This window comes from Anaerocolumna sp. MB42-C2, from assembly GCF_030913705.1.
Classification (GTDB): domain Bacteria; phylum Bacillota; class Clostridia; order Lachnospirales; family Lachnospiraceae; genus Anaerocolumna.
On sequence record NZ_CP133190.1, the window covers coordinates 1,631,104 to 1,648,495 of the forward strand.

Genomic DNA, 17,392 nt, shown 5'->3' on the forward strand with positions numbered 1-17,392 from the left:
CTTATTACAATCAAATTATAATTTACCTATACTAACGGAATTCTTTGTTATGGCTTTATTATGGAGGTCATCGGTCTTTATAAATATTTTCTAATATTATTAATGGAGGATTTTAGTATGCAATTTCATTTCAATAGCAAATTAACACTTAACATTAAAGTGCATAAACTAATGGGGTTAAAATTATATATTCTGCCTTTTCTCATAACTGCACTGTTATTAACCGGATGCAGCTATATTAATACTAAGGATACTAAAGTCAAAAAATATTCTGCTGCCGCAGCCGGATATGGCGGAGATGTTACTGTAGAGGTAACTGCAGCAAGTACCGGTAAAATAGGTACATTACGGGTTGATGCCTCACAGGAAACTCCTGATATCGGGGGTAAAGCCGCTTCCAGAATGGCTAAAACGATTGTGGCCAAACAAAGCCTTTCAATTGATTCCATATCCGGTGCCACCATTACCTGTAAAGCTGTTTTAAGTGCTGCAGAAACAGCACTAAAAGAAGCCGGAATTGATACGGAAGCATTAAAAGGTAAGTAATTTAAAGGTCTATGATGAAATATTGAGTAATCTTTTGCAGAAATAAAGTACAAGCTGATTACTCAATAACACCCAGGCTTTCTTAGCAGTCATCGCGATGAATAGCTAATTGCTATTCTTCCCAAACCTCGTATCCAAGGCTTTTGGCCCGCTAATTTCAATATGTCCCCTCCGATATATCTAATTCTAATTTTATATCCGCTTTATTTTTTCCTACCAGTTTTAATTGGTTTGTTCCCTTTTTTAAAGAAAGAGTAGTTTGTTTCTTATCATCGTTTTCTATCTTCTGATCACCGAAAGCAATCACATGAATTATATTATCAGGAGTTATAAGAACTAATTTTGCTTTTCCAGAAGTAACCGAAAAAAGATAACTGATATTAATATCCGTATCTTCGTCACATTCATATTTCCAAATGGTATAGGAGCCGCTTATTTTAATTCTTCCGGAATATTTATCCCCATCAGCTTCCAGTTCATTCACATGAATACCGCTTTAAACTGTTTATAGTCATAATGTGTATCATAATACATATTATTCCATACTGCAATCATTTCTGTTTGTTGCGGCAGTCAATTATAAGTCATTTTATAAGTCAATGAATATAATCAATATCCCAAACCCAGTAAATAAGCCATTCCCGGCACCCAAAAATAATCCTTTACTTTACGACTTCATCGTGTTAAAATTATACTGTTAGAATATACTTATCAGGAGATGGAAATATGAGCAAAAATATCAGAACTTCTGCCGTGGACCATTTATTTGAAGCAATATTAAGTTTAAAAGATTCGGAAGAATGTTATACTTTCTTTGAAGATATCTGTACTGTGAATGAACTATTATCCTTATCCCAGCGTTTTGAAGTAGCACGCATGCTGCGTAATCATAAAACCTACTTAGAGATAGCCGAAAAAACAGGAGCTTCTACTGCAACCATCAGCAGAGTGAATCGATCACTTAACTATGGTAAAGATGGATATGATATGGTCTTTTCAAGAATATCGGATACAAAAGATACCAATGACTAATCAGTAGTAATACTTAACATCAATATGACTTAACAACTGACCAGCAAAATTGTTATAATTTAAGGAATTGGACATGTATGTTAAAACCCCCTCCAAGTATTACTTTGTGAGGGGGTTTTTATAATTAATCTTTTTTCTTTACTTTCTTTTTATCTAGAATGGATTCATCAATTAATTTTTCTATCATCTGTTTTTTAACATATACATCAAAACTCAGCATACATATAAAAGAAAAAGTATTAAGAAATTCTCTTTCTTCCTCTGATTCTATATTGGGGAAAGTTTCTCGTGATTTATTAAATTTTCGAATAACATCTTTTAGCAGATTATCCATCTGGTCTTTTTCATAACTGAATACTTCTTTATAGATAGCTTCCAAACCGATGTCAGAACCTTTACCGTAATATTTTTCCGTAAGGGGATTAAAGATATGCTGAATATCACTTATTGTCAAAATATTCTTAAAATAATAGATAAAGATTAATAACAAAATATGCTCTTTTGAGTATTTCTTTTTATTCGGCGGTGGTAACAACTCATTTTTAGTATAATTATTAATCATGGTTTTTGTAAGAAGCTTATCTTCACTGTAGCGCTTGGAAGATTTTAAGTGTTCATCCATGAAAGTGGTAACCTGATCCATATATAAATCAATATTAGGAATATCATCCGGATTAATATAATCCAGTTTTCTAATACTTTCTATTAAACTTTTCAAACATTCTTCATCATTACTCATATCCACTGTTATCACCTCTTACTGTATATTATATAGTATTTAATACTAGATGTAAACACATATTTTTCTTTTCACCATGCCCAAGCACGCTTCCAAAGGGGATACATATATTAAAACTGAGGTGATTCTATGAGTCCGGAAGAACTAGCTGCTTTGGCAACCTCTCTGGCGATAGCAATAGCAAAGGATAAAACAACAGATGAAATTGATTTGATAGCCATATTGTTAGCACAAATCGGTACGACTTTAGGAACCATTTCTCTCCAGAGAGAACGTTTAAAACCTAAATCGGAATCCGGTACCACACCGCCTGTACCTCCAATTATCTTATAAATCCAATCTGATTTGGCCGGAAAAGATACAGGTTGTACAGTCCCTGTTTTCATGTTATAATATAAACATATGTTTGCAATTAACCGGCGGATTGTTGTACCTTTTACCGGTTTATCATTATAATTAGAAAATTTACATGAAATACATAAGTCAGGTGGTAATAAACATGAGCATATATGATACACTTAATAAAGAACAACGAAGAGCAGTTGAACATGATAAAGGTCCTTTGCTTATATTAGCCGGTGCCGGTTCAGGAAAAACCCGAGTCTTAACTCACAGAATAGCATATCTGATTGAGCACCGGGATGTAAATCCCTGGAACATATTAGCTTTAACTTTTACAAATAAAGCGGCCAGTGAAATGCGTGAACGTGTCGATAAAATCGTTGGATATGGTTCTGAAAACATATGGGTGAGTACCTTTCATTCTACCTGCGTAAGAATTCTAAGACGATGGATTGATCATATCGGATATGACAGAAGTTTCACTATCTATGATTCGGATGACCAGAAATCCTTAATGAGGGAAGTCTGTAAGCATCTGAATATTGATACCAAGATGTTTAAGGAACGCTCTCTTTTATCCGTTATTTCTTCAGCCAAGGATGAGCTCATATCCCCGGAGGAATATGAACTCCGTGCGGTAGGAGATTTTACAAAAGCTAAATTTGCCGCTGTATATAAAGAATATCAAAGAAGATTAAGGTCTAACAATGCTTTGGATTTTGATGACTTGATTTTTAAAACAGTTGAGTTATTCCAAACCAGCAGAGAAGCTTTAAATTATTACCAGAATCGGTTTCATTATATTATGGTGGATGAATACCAGGATACGAATACCGTCCAATTTAAATTAATCAGTCTTTTAGCGAATGGAATTAACGAGGATGGTAACAGGGAGCATAATCTCTGTGTTGTTGGTGATGATGACCAGTCCATTTATAAATTCCGTGGTGCCAATATCTATAATATTCTTAATTTTGAGAAAGAATATACTAATGCTAAAGTTATTAAACTGGAACAGAATTACCGTTCAACCAAGCGGATTCTGGAAGCGGCAAATGAAGTAATCAGCAATAATGCCGGCAGAAAAGAAAAAGCTTTATGGACAGATAATGCAGAGGGTGAACCTGTACGTTTTACACAGTTTGATCATGATTATGAAGAAGCTGACAGCATTGTAAATGAAATTGCCGGGACCGTTTCATCCGGTGAAGCAACTTATCAGGATTTCGCCATACTTTATCGAACCAATGCGCAATCCCGTGTATTTGAAGAAAAATTAATACTAAAAAATATTCCATATAAAATCATCGGAAGTATCAATTTTTATGCAAGAAAAGAAGTAAAGGATTTATTATCCTACTTAAAAACCATTGATAACGGTTTGGATAATCTGGCAGTGAAACGAATTATTAATATTCCAAAACGTGGTATTGGTCTGACAACCATTGACAAGATTGATGATTATGCCTTTAAAAATGGGATCAGCTTTTATGAAGCATTAAAACGTGCGGACTATATCCCTACCCTTGGACGAGCCGCTGCTAAAATATCTTCTTTCGTCAGCATGATAGAAGTATTAAAGTCCAATTTGTCTTCCTCTGATTACACCCTAACAGATTTATTGGAAGAAATCCTAGATGCAACCGGTTATATCAGTGCATTGGAAGCACAGGATACGGAAGATGCGGAAGACCGCATTGAAATTATCGGCGAGTTAAAAAGTAAAATTAAGACATATGAAGAAAATGCATTGGAACAACCAACTTTAAGTGATTTCTTAGAGGAAGTTGCATTGGTTTCCGATATCGACAATTTATCGGAAGACAATAATATGGTAGTCCTTATGACCTTACATTCTGCTAAAGGTTTGGAATTTCCCTATGTGTATTTATGCGGTATGGAAGAAGGTATATTTCCAAGTTATATGTCCATTCATGCAGATGATCCGGAAACAGAAATCGAAGAAGAACGCAGATTATGTTATGTAGGAATTACCAGAGCCATGAAACGGCTGGGATTAAGTGCCGCATCTCAGCGTATGATAAGAGGCGAGACACAATTTAACCGGCCGTCCCGGTTTATTAATGAAATTCCCAGGTATTTGTTAACCCTGGAACGTAATCCTTTTAAATCAAACCCTCTAAAAAGTAATTCCTATATGAGTTTATCCCGTGATTCAAATAACCGCCTATATCCTGCTGGTGTTAACTTAAGAGGTGCTGCTTTCGTTTCTAATGGAAAAACAGATTATGGTACCGGAACTTCTAATAAATTAAATGATATAATCTTTCAAAAACCATATGCTGCCTCCGCTCCCAAGGAATTTGAGGGTAAAAATATGGGTACTTTGGATTACGGTATCGGCGATACTGTGCAGCATATAAAATTTGGTGTTGGTATCGTAACGAATATTAATTCCGGCGGTAAGGATTATGAAGTTACGGTAGAATTTTCTAATTTTGGTATTAAAAAAATGCTGGCTTCTTTTGCAAAGCTAAAAAAATTGTAGCAATTTCATGCATTTTCCAGAATTTCTATAGTAAAAAGCCTCATATCGTGGTATAATAGGATAGAACTCATTTTACGATGAAAGGATGTGTTATAATGAACATGAACAATAAACTAGAAGAATTATTAAACGCAGCTAGATTAGGTGATTTACTTCACAGTAAAAAAGCAGCAGAGGAAAAAAGAACCAACTGCGTACTTATGATATTAGCTGTAATTGGTGCAGTTGCTGCGGTTGCCGGTATTGCTTATGCAGTATACAAATACTTAACACCGGATTACCTTGAAGATTTTGAAGACGATTTTGATGATGATTTTGATGATGACTTTGATGATGAAGAAGAAAGTGCCTGCAATTGTAAGTTTGGAGACAAAGCTACGAAAGCTTCTTCATTAGAAGATGAGGCGACTCCGGAAGCTTAATTATAACTTCTTTTATACCTCAATATTAATAATTATACAAACAAGTAATGAGCCTGCAATGATAACAGGCTCATTTTTAAGTGAACAATTATTAAACTTGCTTATTGCTTATTTAATTACTTTTTATAAGCTTTGGCTGCGTATTCTGTAGTAACTAAATCTTTATAAGGTGCCCTTGTAGTGATAACCCCGGCATCCTCCAGGATATCCTGTAATAAATTAAAACTTTCTTCTTCAAAAACCGTATTTTCTTTCCAGGTATTCTGTTCATAATATCTTGTTACAATTGCGGTAACCGTATCAAGATCAGTTTCTTTAAATTGTGGAGCAATCACCTTAGCTATCTCTTTAGGAGTATGTGAATTAACATAATCTAATCCTTTTTGAATAGCATTGGTGAATTTCTGGATTACTTCAGGATTTTTTTTGATGTAACTCTTCTTAGCAGAATATGCAGTATAAGGAACTTTTCCGCTTTCTACTCCTAAAGAAGCCACTACTTTACCATTTCCTTCTTTTTCAAGTGCAGTTGCGCTTGGTTCAAATTCCACTGTATAATCTCCGGTACCTGCAGCAAATGCCTGTGATGTTAATCCAAAATCAATATTCTGTACAATTGTTAAGTCATTCTTAGGATCTATCCCATTTTTCTTAAGGATATATTCCAAAACCATTTGCGGCATACCACCGGTTTGACATGGACTCCATGTAAATTTTTACCCTATTATTAAGTTCACTCTTTGAAACAAGGATTTCATAAGGTTTTAACCGGTCCCCCGTTTCTTTCAGGATACCTTTGCTTATCATGATTTGGATATAGGGACGTACTGCTTTTTTACATTTTTTATAGCCCCGTTTTGTCAGCTCCTCCGACAGATGTTTTGCTGATGTATACGTTCTGTCTTCCTGCTGAATTAATTTCATGGTTGTAAGAATAATCTCATGCTCATATTTGTTGAGGTCTTCTGCCGGACTGTATTTAACTAATTTACTAAGACCGTATTTTAATTCGATTTCAGGTAGTCCGTCTTTATCTACTATGATTTTCTCAACCAGAATTTCTATATCCTTTCGGTTGATATTGCCTTTATCTATTATGGAATCAACAACCTGCAGAGCAGTTGCTAATTTGCCCTGGTTGTTGGAATTGGTAATTCTGGTATCCTCCAGTTCTTTCAGTTGGGATTCATAACTGTTTATTTTCGCTAATATTTCGGTCATCAGTTCAGAATAAGTTTCATTAATAATCTTTTCATCCCCGGCATTCGATGTTAGTTCATTTAATTTCTGTGAAAGCAGAACTTTTAACTTACTTTTGTTTTTCTTTATAGAATCCTTTAATATTCTTCTTTTGTCCTCAATCGACTCTTTCTCCTTGATAAAATCACTCATATCATAAGTCCTGATAATTTCTGCCAGAACATTTCGACATAACTTTATATAATTAATAACATCCTCTATCAGATCGGACTCATTAATCAGATGGGTATATTCACAATATCTTTTTCCTTTTTGATTATAGGTATTACACAGATAATATTTCCGTTTGGTATTATTTTTACGAAGTATCGGCGTAAAGCGGCTGCCACAGTCTTTACAGATTAAACATCCTCCTAAAATATTACCCTCGCTGCTCTGTCCGCGGTAATTGGTATGTATTCTCTTCTTCCTGATTTCCTGTACCAGATCATAGGAATTTTTATCAATAATAGGTTCATGGTTATCCCGAAAGAGAATCTGGTCTTCTTTCGATACTCTCCGATCCGTACCGTTAATCGTAACCCGTGCTCTCTTATGAGCTCTTAGGTTACCGATATAAAAATCATTTTTTAATATATCAGCAACCATTCCGTCCGTCCAGGCAGAAGAAATTTTATGTTTTAAAACTTTACCCTCGCTCAGATATCTATTATGAATCATCATAGAGGGAGTTGGTATCCCCTGCTCCGTAAGTTTAACCGCAATTTTCCGATATCCGTATCCCTGAAGATAAAACTCAAAAATCAGACGAATATATTCTGCTTCTTCCTCAATAATAATAATTTTTGATTTATCATTTTTATCTCTAGCATATCCAAATGGTACTCTTAATATCAAAGTTCCTTTTTCCTGACGCGCTCTTATGACTTTACGTATTTTCCTGCTTGTGTCTTTTACGTATCTCTCATTATACCACGTTTTAATACCTATAATATCGTCTTCATCCTCTAAGGTATCATAATTATCGTCAACCAGCAATAAGCGTTTACCACGTTCTTTAAAATCGTCAAGAAGTAAAAGCACTTTTGCATTATGTCTCCCGATTCGTGATAAGTCTTTCGCTATTACTGTATCAATATTATGATCCAGATCTTCCAGTAATTTTTTAAAACCGGGCCGGTTGAAACTGTATCCGGAGATACCGTCATCTTCATACCAGGTATCGATGACATAACCTGATTCAGAAGCGAACTGGTTAATCAATAACTTTTGATTCTCTATAGAAACATAATTCTTTTTATCATCATCTCGAGAAAGTCGTACATATCCCGCAACCATTGAAATCCCTCACTTTTTATGTAATTATGTATTATAGTTCCCTGCAAATATAAGTTATAATTGTTTTATGATTGAGCTGATAAAAGCCATATGAATCATTCACTTTCGTCGATCAGGACATTTTATAATTCTACGTTGAATATCATGCAATAAATAAATAGTGCAATTGGGCAGAATCACAAATTGATTTGATTTTTTTCGGGACAATCATTCAGCATTTATCAGATGTTATATGATTCTTTATCACTGCCTTTAATCCTTCGTTTATATCTTTATTACTGCTTCCATCTACAAAAGTAACCGTACGGAATCCTAGTGAGGTCCAATAATTCTTTATATATTCATATTCTTCCTGTTTCATCTCATCTGTTTTCCAGATATAATACGTTGGTTTCGAATGTGTCACTCCATACACATCCTCTCTAAATATGATACTTAAGATAATATATTTTAAAGTTTTGTAATTAACAACAAAAAAGAAGCTGCAACTGCAACTTCTTTTCTTTCAGTTTATGAATTTAAAATTTCAATATTCGCTAAAACTTAGATTTAAAAAATAATGTTTGAAGTATAATTTTTTAATACCTGCCGGTTTATGTATCCATTTTCACCGGATTACGCAAAATGACGGGACAGCTAGGAAAAATTCCATTAATCGGCAAGGCCTTTTTGCGCGTTCTTGTGTGCAATTTTCTATTCTAAAGCAATGGTCATGAGTGTACATCATTTCTAAAAATTATTATAATTGAATACATTGCTATATAAATTAAGCATACAAATATTCTAATTATATTGAACATGCTCATTTAAATAATCCAATGCTTCTTCTTTTCTATTTATTGTTGGTACCTCTAAAGTAAATTTTTCCATGTCAACACACTTTCCGTTCGTGATAATCAATTACTAATCATATTGAAAGTACTTTTTGACTATTTCGCTACGATAATCATCACTACGTATTTTTAAATCGCCCATTATTCCTACTTCTCATTCATCTTCAGATACCATCCAGATCCTCACCCTCAATACCATAGATATCGTCCAAACGCAATTTCTTTTCAACAATCTGAAGGATACGTGAGGTCAGGTCAAATTTGGCTACCAGGCCAGTGAACTGAATATATTCTCCGCCATCTATATTCCTCGCTTTATCCTTTTTAAAATATACAACTGTGATGACCGGGTGCTGCCCTTTTGTCAGCAAAAGCTCAATCTTACCAAGCTGTAAATCTAAATATTCTTTTGCTTCCTCTGACAATTCTATACGAGGCACAACAATTTTCTGTTTTGCTGCAATCGCTTCCTCATAACCTTTTAGAGCCGCAAAAGGAGCAAATATCTTTGCCCGGTCTTCTACCTGCATTCTTGGATGTTTGATTCCATCTGAGCTTTTCAATGGATATTCTAAATTAATAATGTCATCATATTTATGTGATGCCTGCGCACCTAACTGTACCGGATTCTTTACCATGATAAATCTCTCCTATGCTTTATGTCCACCAATCTGATTATTTCTTTCCTTTGTAGTGGCACCCTCTTCCAGATTCAAACCTTTCAAAATAGCATTCTTTCCAAACTTCTTTTTAATATTAAGCATGGCTTCCTGCATCTTACGCTCTTTTGCCTGTTCCACCGGATCCGTAAAGAAATCAAACTGCTCATATCCCTCTTCCACAAGATTATTGGCACAAAGAGTAACCCGCCTGACTAAGAGTTCTTTTGAAACGATTCTATCGTAAAGCTCCATAACTGCTGTCATAATTTTTTTGGTGCTGCTGCTGGTTGTACCAAGATTCGCAGTACCATGAGCGGATTTGGGTACACCCCGCCCGTATCGATCATAAGTAACTACCCCCGTGTATTTTCCTTCATCTACACTGCTTCGATCATAACCAATGGTCAAGGTCAGACTATCTGTTACCACACCCTTGTCCACAAGGTCAAGTACCAGCAAATCTGTCATCTCCTGTACAATAATTCTTGCCTTAAAAAAATCATACGGACTCTGCAGGACTTGTCCTGAAGAAATACTGTTTGTGCTGGGTTTATAGAATTTAATATCTTTCATGCTGCAGGGTTCATACCCCCACGCATGGTCGATTAATAGTTCAGCATCAATACCAAGCATTCTATATAATAAATCTTCATTATATATCGAGGTTCTCGCTATATCGCCCATCGTTTGCAGACCGCTGTTTTCAAGTCTTTTGGCTATACCTCCACCAATTCTCCAGAAATCAGTTAACGGTTTATGATCCCACAATAACTTTCGATAAGTCAGTTCATCAAGTTCAGCAATCCGTACTCCGCTTGCATCCGCGGCTACATGCTTTGCAACGATATCCATAGAAATCTTACACAGATACAGATTCGTTCCGATTCCTGCCGTTGCAGTGATTCCGGTCTTCTTAAGTACGTCAGAAATCATTTTCACCGCTAATTCCTTTGCAGACATCTGATAAAGATGCAGATAATTCGTCACATCCATAAAACACTCATCAATACTGTATACATGAATGTCATCCGGACTGATATATTGCAGGTATGTCGCATAAATCTCTGAGGATACTTCAATATAGCGTGCCATCTGAGGTGGTGCAATAATATATTCTATCTCTTTACCTGTATGCTGTTTTATTTCCTTTAATTTCTGTTGCACCTCAAATAACCGGGCTCTTCCAGGTATGCCATATTTCTTCAAAGATGGTGACACTGCAAGACAGATTGTTTTCTCGGTACGAGTTGGATCAGCCACTACAAGATTGGCAGTCAGTGGATTTAATCCCCTTTCAATACACTCAACGGAGGCATAGAATGACTTCAAATCAATTGCAATATAAATATGATCCTGTGTTCCTGTTCTTATATTAGACATCCTAACTGCCTCCTTTCTTAGGTCTCTATTCACCTTGGTATTGTAATACCATATATCTTCACATATACATGTATGATATTGCCCTTGCTTGATATTTGGTTTCCTACTTTATTGACTTCAAATGATAATTACATAGATTTAAATGCTTTCATATTTGAGTGATGATCGTGGCCATTTCATCTGGAGACAACTTTGCATCACCAGCCATCCATGTTAGCATAGCATTCCAAAAACCACCGATTCTATATGCAAATACATACTCTATTGGTAACTTTAATACATTATCACCTATCAGCAGTGCAATATGTTCTTTCGTAAATTTCTCAAACTGCTGAAAAATGAAATCACTCAAACCGCATTTCTTTATTTTTTTTATAAAGCTCAAATGTCTACTCCAGAACTCAAAAAAGAATTTTACCGCAGTATAACTGCAGAGGTTATCGATTGCAGAATACATTTTAATATATTCTTCGCCCAGAATCTTGATATATTCTTCCAATACATCATTTTTCGAATCAAAATTGCGATAGAAAGTGCGCCGATCTAAATCAGCCCTACGGCAAATCGCTGATACACTGATTTTATCGTACTCTGTGATTTCCATCAAATCCAGTAATGCCTTAATGATCCATCTCTGAGATTGCTTTGCTGTTGGATTAATACTTTGAAGCATATCCTATTCTCCTCTATTACCGCTACAAAATCAACTTCTATGTAGCACTTGTTTTCAACTTATTGATTCCTATCATATTCCATATTATACTATATGAGACAAACCGCTACAAGTGTTGCGGTTTGTCTCATTCAAATTTAGAGAGGAGCATTTCATTGATAAAATTAATAAGAGTAATCGGCATATTCGGATTTCTTATATGTCTGTTGGTCATGTATATGACCGGCCATGGAATACGAAGTATTCAAACTTTTGACAGTTCTTTTCGTCTGCTGGATATGCGTTTTCATTACAGCAGTGAAACAGTGAAGCAAACTTTTGAGCAAATACAAAAGGGTGGGCGAATAGCTTACCAAAAGTATCTTGTGTTGGATTTTATCTTTATATTGTGTTTTTTAATTACTATGGTCACACTTTCAGACGCTGTACACATGTCCCCAGAGATCAAAACATTTCTTTACATACTGTGCGTTTTGAGAGCATTGTTTGATGTTTTTGAAAACATATTACTTTTACATATGCTTAAACAATATCCTGTGTTCAGCAAGATCACGGCAACAATATGCTCCTGGTTTACAACATTAAAATTTGTTATGCTTTACATCTGGCTGCTGACTATTATAACGCACACTATCATATGTGGGATAAAATCAATCAGGAAATATCTGTAATGTCTATACACTGTCCAGTTTGATAAGACCAACAACCAGTTGAGCAAGGCGGATGCTTTCCTCTATAGACAACTCGCGCGCATTATTCCTCCCAATCAAAAGGATATCCGTGTCTTCCCTTGCTTACAGCAATAGCTTGGGCATCCGGTCTTTCCGCAGCTTAGTAAACCGTTTGTCACTTATTGTAAATCAGTACAAACATTACCACCGATTCTCCAAAGAGTAAATCCATAATCTCCGTACTTATTGATTACACTGTACCAGAAATTCAACGTTTCTTTATCTGCATACCATACTTCATGGGATAAACCATTTAGGTCTTTATACTTAAATACAATACAATTACTATCCTTATCTCTCGTTATAGCGGTATTGTATTCCGTTCTTAGAGTTTCCGCTTCTATTTCCGTTACCTGCTTCGCTGTCCCGTCTTCTGCAAAATCATATCCTCCGGAAGAAAATGCAAAATTTACTTTTCCAGGAAATGCTTTCATTTTCTCTGCCATTTGAGTCAAAAATTTCTCATTAGCTTTCGGCCCCGGTACTGTTCCCGCTCCATATAAATTATAACACATTATAACATACTCCGGACCTTGGGTAAATTTTAGTTCTTTTTCCGGCACATTTGGTTCTAATACAATTCTTACCGGAATACTTTTAGCCAAAGCAGCTGCATAAAGCTGATTTATAAAGTTTAAATATAAGTTCCACAGTTTTATATCGCTTTTTATACCCTCATAATCAATTTCAATTCCGTTATAACCGCCGTTTACTGTCATATTTATAATTTCGTTAATATGGTTTTCTATCTGCTCCGGTGTTGAAAACAAAGTGTATAAAAGTTCTGTGTCTTTCAGTGAAGAGGTCCCGTCAGGTTTTAATAAATCATTTACAAAGGATAGATAGCTGTGATATTTATTCTCTCCGTACTTGCTCTTTATCTGTTTATATGTATTTGTTATTTCCTGGGGGATAAATAACTTTCCGTCGGTATTAAAATAGGCAGCAAAGTAACAGATGTTATCTATATTATCTTTAGCCGCGCTTATTTCCTGTTCAAAGTTTTTCAAATCCCAATAAGTAAGCCAAACGGAAAAGTCCTTATTATCCTCTATGATTACGTTCTCTGTTGTTTGACTGCTATTGATGTTATTAGTATCTGATGAATCCTTCTTCCCGCAGCCTAAAAGCAACAGACATAACGTACACAGGATATATGCCGATATTATTCTTCTCATCTTTTTCTACTCCGTTATTATAATTATTTTATAGTGTTTTTATAAACCAGTTCAGTATACTGCTCCACGTATTACTGATATAGAATTTTCCCTTTTCTAAGCCATGCAGTTGATTGTCATATAAAACTTCACTGCTGTCATCGATATTGGTAATATTAAGATTTTCAAACACACCATCATATACATCATCTGCGATATTTCTCTGACTATATCCATATTCTCCCCAGGCCGATTCAAGATAAACAAACCCTGCGGACTTTCCGGTTAGAGCTAAATCTTTAACCGCTTCTCTACCATCAATAGATAAGGATATTTTATCATTCTTTAAAAACACAGTTAGCTTTCTTGACCCTGCTTCCTGAATCTGAATCGGTGAGACATATTCATCAGCCCCCTCTTCTATTGTTTTGGCCCTATCCTCAATAACCTTTGACTGCCTATCCATATTGGTGACTTTTCCAAAGCTTGAATTCTTCTTATATACTTCATATTCTGTTCTCAAGGCTTCCTGCTTATTTTCATCAATCGATTGTTTTTTAACACCATCAAATTCATCAAGATCAAGCTCAAATAAACGTTTTCCATTTTCATCAATATAAATATGATTATTTTGCAATTTAACTGACAGATATCGTTTCAGCTCTTGATCTGCACGCATAATAATTGATTGCGTACCCAGTTTATTCCCTTTTAGAATAACAGATAATTTGAAATTCTGGTAATCCATGCTGTCTTTTAATCGAAGCAATCCATTACTCTCTGATTCTGATGTAAGAGCAATAACAGATTGTCTAAATTCTGCAGCCCCTCTAATTACATCCCAGTCTTTTTTTCTTTTTAAATCTCCCTCCACAAAATCTATGTCTGTTTTCGCATCATCTTTAATTCTCATTAGTAAATGATTGGGATACCAATAGGACTGGGGCTGCATCCTTGTTAAATCATAGATATCGTTTTTTCTATTGTTTAACGAATAACCCTCCCTGTTAAAATTCATAGTAAATAGATCTTTGATACAGGTTTCATTAACGGAACTAACCTTTTCATTATTAGCAAAACTTCCTGTATTAGCATGCATTAATGCATATAATTTAGGTACTTCCCCTATTTCTTCCGTATAGGTATCTTCCATCAGCTGATAATCTTTTTTAATACGGTTAGTCATCTGGAGATAGGATTCTTTGGGTATAAAATTGCCATCCCTTATATAATCCATAAGATATTGGTTATAGTCTCTGTCCAGGTAGGGCTTAACGTCATAATATTCCAACGAACTAAGCTCTCCCAAATAATTGCTGTATCTGTCAAATACATTAATATAAGATAAGCGGTATCCATTGGTACCCAATTCCCAGAAAGTGCTTTTCTTTAAGCTTATTAAATCATTTCCTTTTAAGAACTTTTTATCCCTATTCTTTAGTCTGTCTCCATAACTTAACATGGTTCCGATGTAATTGTATTTTTCCATAATTTTTCCGGCAAATATGGAAGTATCTGTTCGTCCGTCTTCAAACATTAAAAACATTGCTTTTTTAGGAAGTGCCATCCCATTATTATAATAATTTATTATATCATCCTGGGTTATTGTAACATATCCATTCCGATACAAGGCTTCCAGTTGTTCCTGCAGCCGTTTGGTGCCAATCATTGTTTCGCTGCCACTTCTGTCGACTGCCAGATAGGATATTCCCAGAAATCCATTATCCTCGCCTGTTACAATCGTATTATCATTCTTATCATAGGGTTCATATTTACCAAAATCTAAAAATGCCCGTATTAATATGACCAGTAATCCTGCTATAATAATGCCCTCAATAATGCCGCGCAGAATCTTTATTTTATCCTTATCCCTTGTTGATATCATGGGAGCTTTCCCCCTATTCTATACTATGCTCGCTTCTTTTGTCATTACTGCCCTGCCCTCTTTTTCTCTGCTGTTCTAAAATATCGCTGGGTGTCAAACGTGTACCCCAGGTTGATTTCCAAAATGTAACCCAGGCAATCGGCATCTGCCATAATAGAACTGCTTCATAATAAAAACAAAACAGTAAACCAAAAATCCATGTCTTGCTCTTTCTAAAAAACATCTGAGCAACACTCATTAGAAGTGACATTAATAACAAACCGATAAGAAACGTTTTTGGAAATATTCCCTGCGTCAATGGTACATATAAAAGATTATATAATACCACAACCGGAGCTGCTATGGGAACTACTAATCCCATATAAAAAGACAGAGCTGCAAAAGGTTCCTTTCTCCACATAAATTTTCCGGCTATCAGCGATTCCCGCAGCCAGGACCGTTTCCAACGCATTTGCTGCTTTAGAAAAACCTTGTATTTATTTGGAACAACCGTAGAGCATATTGCCGAATCCTGATAACTTGTTCTGTAGTCCTTTAATACAAAGTTTGTCATTGCCCTGTCATCACCAAAGGTTGCCTTTTGACCAAGAAATTTTTGGTTTAACCAAAGCTCCCGGTTCTTTAAAATAATCTCTTTCCGGTAACATGCCAGGGGACCTGATAAACAGGTTACCGTATCAAAATAGGCTTCCGCTGCTTTCATGATCCGAAATGCGATGTAATAACGGACGGACTGCATTTTTGTTAAATCATTGGTATATGTATTAGCTACATCCGTTCTTCCTGAAACTCCGCCCATTTTAGGATCTTTAAACGGCTGTACCAGATTACGAATTGCAAAAGGGTCTAAAAAACTGTCAGAATCAACGAAGACAATAAGATCATGTTTCGCCTCTAATGCTCCTCTTGCCAAGGCTTCCCTTTTCCCGCGGTTTACTTCCTGTACCATATATTTCAGACGATTTTTAACATCATATTGTTCACCGGCTTCATAGAGTTTTTGACAAATTTCATCGATTCTTTCTACCGATTTATCAGCAGAACAATCATCAATCACAATTACCTCTAACTTATCAACCGGATAATCCTGATTCATACAGCTGGTTATGGTCCTTTGTATCCATTCTTCTTCATTAAAACACGGAATTAATATGGTCACACCCGGTGTATAATCAACATCAATCGGTACTTCCCGGTACAAAAATCCAAATACATACCTGCTAAGTAAAAACCCGGCTGTAATTAAACTATAGAAATATAACCATTTATTAAATTTAAAATATATAATGCTTTCTGCACGCATTAAGATAATAAAGACTGTGATACAAATCAGTAATAGGCTGGATAAGGTCAGCATAAACCTGCCTTTTCTTTTGGAAGCATAAACTGATAACGGTTGTATAAATGCCATACCGCATAAATATTCTTGATCGGATACCATTTTTATTCTGGCTATTTCAGCATACATATTTACTTTCATCTCCAGGCCTTCCGGCATGGTACCAGGTAAAATATCAAATTTCAGATGAATCTTCTTAGCCTCTTTCATCCCGTCTATATGGTATTTTTCAGTAATTTTTAATAAAATACCTGACATGGATATATCAATACCCGAACAGATAAAACTTACCTTTCTTCCATCTCTTCTATACGTAACCAGTATATTATACTCTACTTTGTAACGGAGTCCTTTCTGAAGATTTTCAATGTACTCATAAATAGTTTCTTGCGAACCGGTATCGGTTTTCTTGCCCCTTCGATCCAGATTACTGCGTACTTTCGTCTTATCCGGTACATTGGGCAGTATCCTCCTGTCACTCTTGGTTTCCAGCAGTATGTCCTGCCCATTGTTATTTATTTTTTTTGCATTTTTATATAACATATCTCGCCTTTACTTTATGTGATAAATTAAAACCCTGCTTGCTGATCTGCTCAGTTATTAT

17 protein-coding genes are annotated in these 17,392 nt (G+C 35.4%); 6 read left to right on the forward strand and 11 right to left on the reverse strand.

The annotated features are described in order from the left end of the window. Positions 1-117: 117 nt before the first annotated feature. Positions 118-546 carry an FMN-binding protein gene (locus RBU59_RS07345; RefSeq protein ID WP_308147230.1) on the forward strand — a complete coding sequence of 143 codons (429 nt, stop codon included), beginning with the start codon at positions 118-120 and terminating at the stop codon, positions 544-546. Positions 547-703: 157 nt separating this feature from the next. On the opposite strand, the gene RBU59_RS07350 is transcribed toward RBU59_RS07345, so the two are convergent. Then, entirely contained in the window at positions 704-1,030 is a 327-nt protein-coding gene (locus RBU59_RS07350) for a hypothetical protein (RefSeq protein WP_308147231.1), read from the reverse strand. Positions 1,031-1,272: 242 nt separating this feature from the next. On the opposite strand from RBU59_RS07350, the gene RBU59_RS07355 reads away from it, so the two are divergent. Then, the gene (locus RBU59_RS07355; RefSeq protein WP_308147232.1) at positions 1,273-1,578 is read left to right on the forward strand and encodes a YerC/YecD family TrpR-related protein; all 306 of its coding nucleotides are present in this window, start codon (positions 1,273-1,275) and stop codon (positions 1,576-1,578) included. A gap of 124 nt (positions 1,579-1,702) precedes the next feature. Here the strand turns inward: RBU59_RS07355 and RBU59_RS07360 are convergent, their stop codons facing one another. Further along, positions 1,703-2,317 (reverse strand): DUF1836 domain-containing protein, encoded by a 615-nt coding sequence (locus RBU59_RS07360; protein ID WP_308147233.1) that lies wholly within the window; start codon positions 2,315-2,317, stop codon positions 1,703-1,705. Between the two features lie 129 nt (positions 2,318-2,446). Here RBU59_RS07360 and RBU59_RS07365 point away from each other — a divergent pair, with 129 nt between their 5' ends. The 3 genes from RBU59_RS07365 (at position 2,447) to RBU59_RS07375 (ending at position 5,590) form a co-directional block, all read left to right on the forward strand. Continuing rightward, positions 2,447-2,650 (forward strand): DUF6774 domain-containing protein, encoded by a 204-nt coding sequence (locus tag RBU59_RS07365; protein ID WP_308147234.1) that lies wholly within the window; start codon positions 2,447-2,449, stop codon positions 2,648-2,650. 166 nt (positions 2,651-2,816) lie between these two features. After that, positions 2,817-5,168, forward strand: a complete 2,352-nt coding sequence (pcrA, locus tag RBU59_RS07370) for a DNA helicase PcrA (protein WP_308147235.1) — start codon at positions 2,817-2,819, stop codon at positions 5,166-5,168. A gap of 77 nt (positions 5,169-5,245) precedes the next feature. Then, positions 5,246-5,590 carry a DUF4366 domain-containing protein gene (locus RBU59_RS07375; RefSeq protein ID WP_334307743.1) on the forward strand — a complete coding sequence of 115 codons (345 nt, stop codon included), beginning with the start codon at positions 5,246-5,248 and terminating at the stop codon, positions 5,588-5,590. Between the two features lie 116 nt (positions 5,591-5,706). Here RBU59_RS07375 and RBU59_RS07380 read toward each other — a convergent pair whose 3' ends face one another. The 6 genes from RBU59_RS07380 to RBU59_RS07405 form a co-directional block, all read right to left on the reverse strand. Continuing rightward, the gene (locus tag RBU59_RS07380; RefSeq protein WP_308147237.1) at positions 5,707-6,264 is read right to left on the reverse strand and encodes an ABC transporter substrate-binding protein; all 558 of its coding nucleotides are present in this window, start codon (positions 6,262-6,264) and stop codon (positions 5,707-5,709) included. After that, positions 6,242-8,128, reverse strand: coding sequence for a recombinase family protein (locus RBU59_RS07385; protein ID WP_308147238.1), 1,887 nt, complete (start codon positions 8,126-8,128; stop codon positions 6,242-6,244). Before RBU59_RS07385 ends, RBU59_RS07380 begins: the two co-directional genes overlap by 23 nt. A gap of 211 nt (positions 8,129-8,339) precedes the next feature. Next, positions 8,340-8,534 (reverse strand): hypothetical protein, encoded by a 195-nt coding sequence (locus RBU59_RS07390; protein WP_308147239.1) that lies wholly within the window; start codon positions 8,532-8,534, stop codon positions 8,340-8,342. A gap of 591 nt (positions 8,535-9,125) precedes the next feature. Then, positions 9,126-9,599 carry a hypothetical protein gene (locus RBU59_RS07395; protein ID WP_308147240.1) on the reverse strand — a complete coding sequence of 158 codons (474 nt, stop codon included), beginning with the start codon at positions 9,597-9,599 and terminating at the stop codon, positions 9,126-9,128. Positions 9,600-9,611: 12 nt separating this feature from the next. After that, a complete protein-coding gene (locus tag RBU59_RS07400; protein ID WP_308147241.1) occupies positions 9,612-11,003 on the reverse strand; it encodes a Y-family DNA polymerase in 1,392 nt (463 codons plus the stop codon). A gap of 148 nt (positions 11,004-11,151) precedes the next feature. Continuing rightward, complete coding sequence (locus RBU59_RS07405; RefSeq protein ID WP_308147242.1) at positions 11,152-11,676, reverse strand: TetR/AcrR family transcriptional regulator; 525 nt, start codon at positions 11,674-11,676, stop codon at positions 11,152-11,154. Between the two features lie 155 nt (positions 11,677-11,831). On the opposite strand from RBU59_RS07405, the gene RBU59_RS07410 reads away from it, so the two are divergent. Next, on the forward strand, positions 11,832-12,347 hold the full coding sequence (locus tag RBU59_RS07410) for a hypothetical protein (protein WP_308147243.1): 516 nt from the start codon (positions 11,832-11,834) through the stop codon (positions 12,345-12,347). A 179-nt stretch (positions 12,348-12,526) separates the two neighbouring features. On the opposite strand, the gene RBU59_RS07415 is transcribed toward RBU59_RS07410, so the two are convergent. The 3 genes from RBU59_RS07415 to RBU59_RS07425 are packed head-to-tail and all read right to left on the reverse strand — an operon-like array spanning position 12,527 to position 17,331. Next, entirely contained in the window at positions 12,527-13,585 is a 1,059-nt protein-coding gene (locus RBU59_RS07415; RefSeq protein WP_308147244.1) for a glycosyl hydrolase, read from the reverse strand. Positions 13,586-13,613: 28 nt separating this feature from the next. Next, a complete protein-coding gene (locus tag RBU59_RS07420; protein WP_308147245.1) occupies positions 13,614-15,449 on the reverse strand; it encodes a glycoside hydrolase in 1,836 nt (611 codons plus the stop codon). 13 nt (positions 15,450-15,462) lie between these two features. Further along, positions 15,463-17,331 carry a glycosyltransferase family 2 protein gene (locus RBU59_RS07425; RefSeq protein ID WP_308147246.1) on the reverse strand — a complete coding sequence of 623 codons (1,869 nt, stop codon included), beginning with the start codon at positions 17,329-17,331 and terminating at the stop codon, positions 15,463-15,465. Positions 17,332-17,392: the final 61 nt, after the last annotated feature.

Coding starts and splice junctions, on each gene's coding strand:
- RBU59_RS07345 (WP_308147230.1), top strand. CDS start 118: ATGCAATTTCATTTCAATAGCAAATTAACACTTAACATTAAAGTGCAT.
- RBU59_RS07355 (WP_308147232.1), top strand. CDS start 1,273: ATGAGCAAAAATATCAGAACTTCTGCCGTGGACCATTTATTTGAAGCA.
- RBU59_RS07360 (WP_308147233.1), bottom strand. CDS start 2,317: ATGAGTAATGATGAAGAATGTTTGAAAAGTTTAATAGAAAGTATTAGA.
- RBU59_RS07365 (WP_308147234.1), top strand. CDS start 2,447: ATGAGTCCGGAAGAACTAGCTGCTTTGGCAACCTCTCTGGCGATAGCA.
- pcrA (WP_308147235.1), top strand. CDS start 2,817: ATGAGCATATATGATACACTTAATAAAGAACAACGAAGAGCAGTTGAA.
- RBU59_RS07375 (WP_334307743.1), top strand. CDS start 5,246: ATGAAAGGATGTGTTATAATGAACATGAACAATAAACTAGAAGAATTA.
- RBU59_RS07380 (WP_308147237.1), bottom strand. CDS start 6,264: ATGGTTTTGGAATATATCCTTAAGAAAAATGGGATAGATCCTAAGAAT.
- RBU59_RS07385 (WP_308147238.1), bottom strand. CDS start 8,128: ATGGTTGCGGGATATGTACGACTTTCTCGAGATGATGATAAAAAGAAT.
- RBU59_RS07395 (WP_308147240.1), bottom strand. CDS start 9,599: ATGGTAAAGAATCCGGTACAGTTAGGTGCGCAGGCATCACATAAATAT.
- RBU59_RS07400 (WP_308147241.1), bottom strand. CDS start 11,003: ATGTCTAATATAAGAACAGGAACACAGGATCATATTTATATTGCAATT.
- RBU59_RS07405 (WP_308147242.1), bottom strand. CDS start 11,676: ATGCTTCAAAGTATTAATCCAACAGCAAAGCAATCTCAGAGATGGATC.
- RBU59_RS07415 (WP_308147244.1), bottom strand. CDS start 13,585: ATGAGAAGAATAATATCGGCATATATCCTGTGTACGTTATGTCTGTTG.
- RBU59_RS07420 (WP_308147245.1), bottom strand. CDS start 15,449: ATGATATCAACAAGGGATAAGGATAAAATAAAGATTCTGCGCGGCATT.
- RBU59_RS07425 (WP_308147246.1), bottom strand. CDS start 17,331: ATGTTATATAAAAATGCAAAAAAAATAAATAACAATGGGCAGGACATA.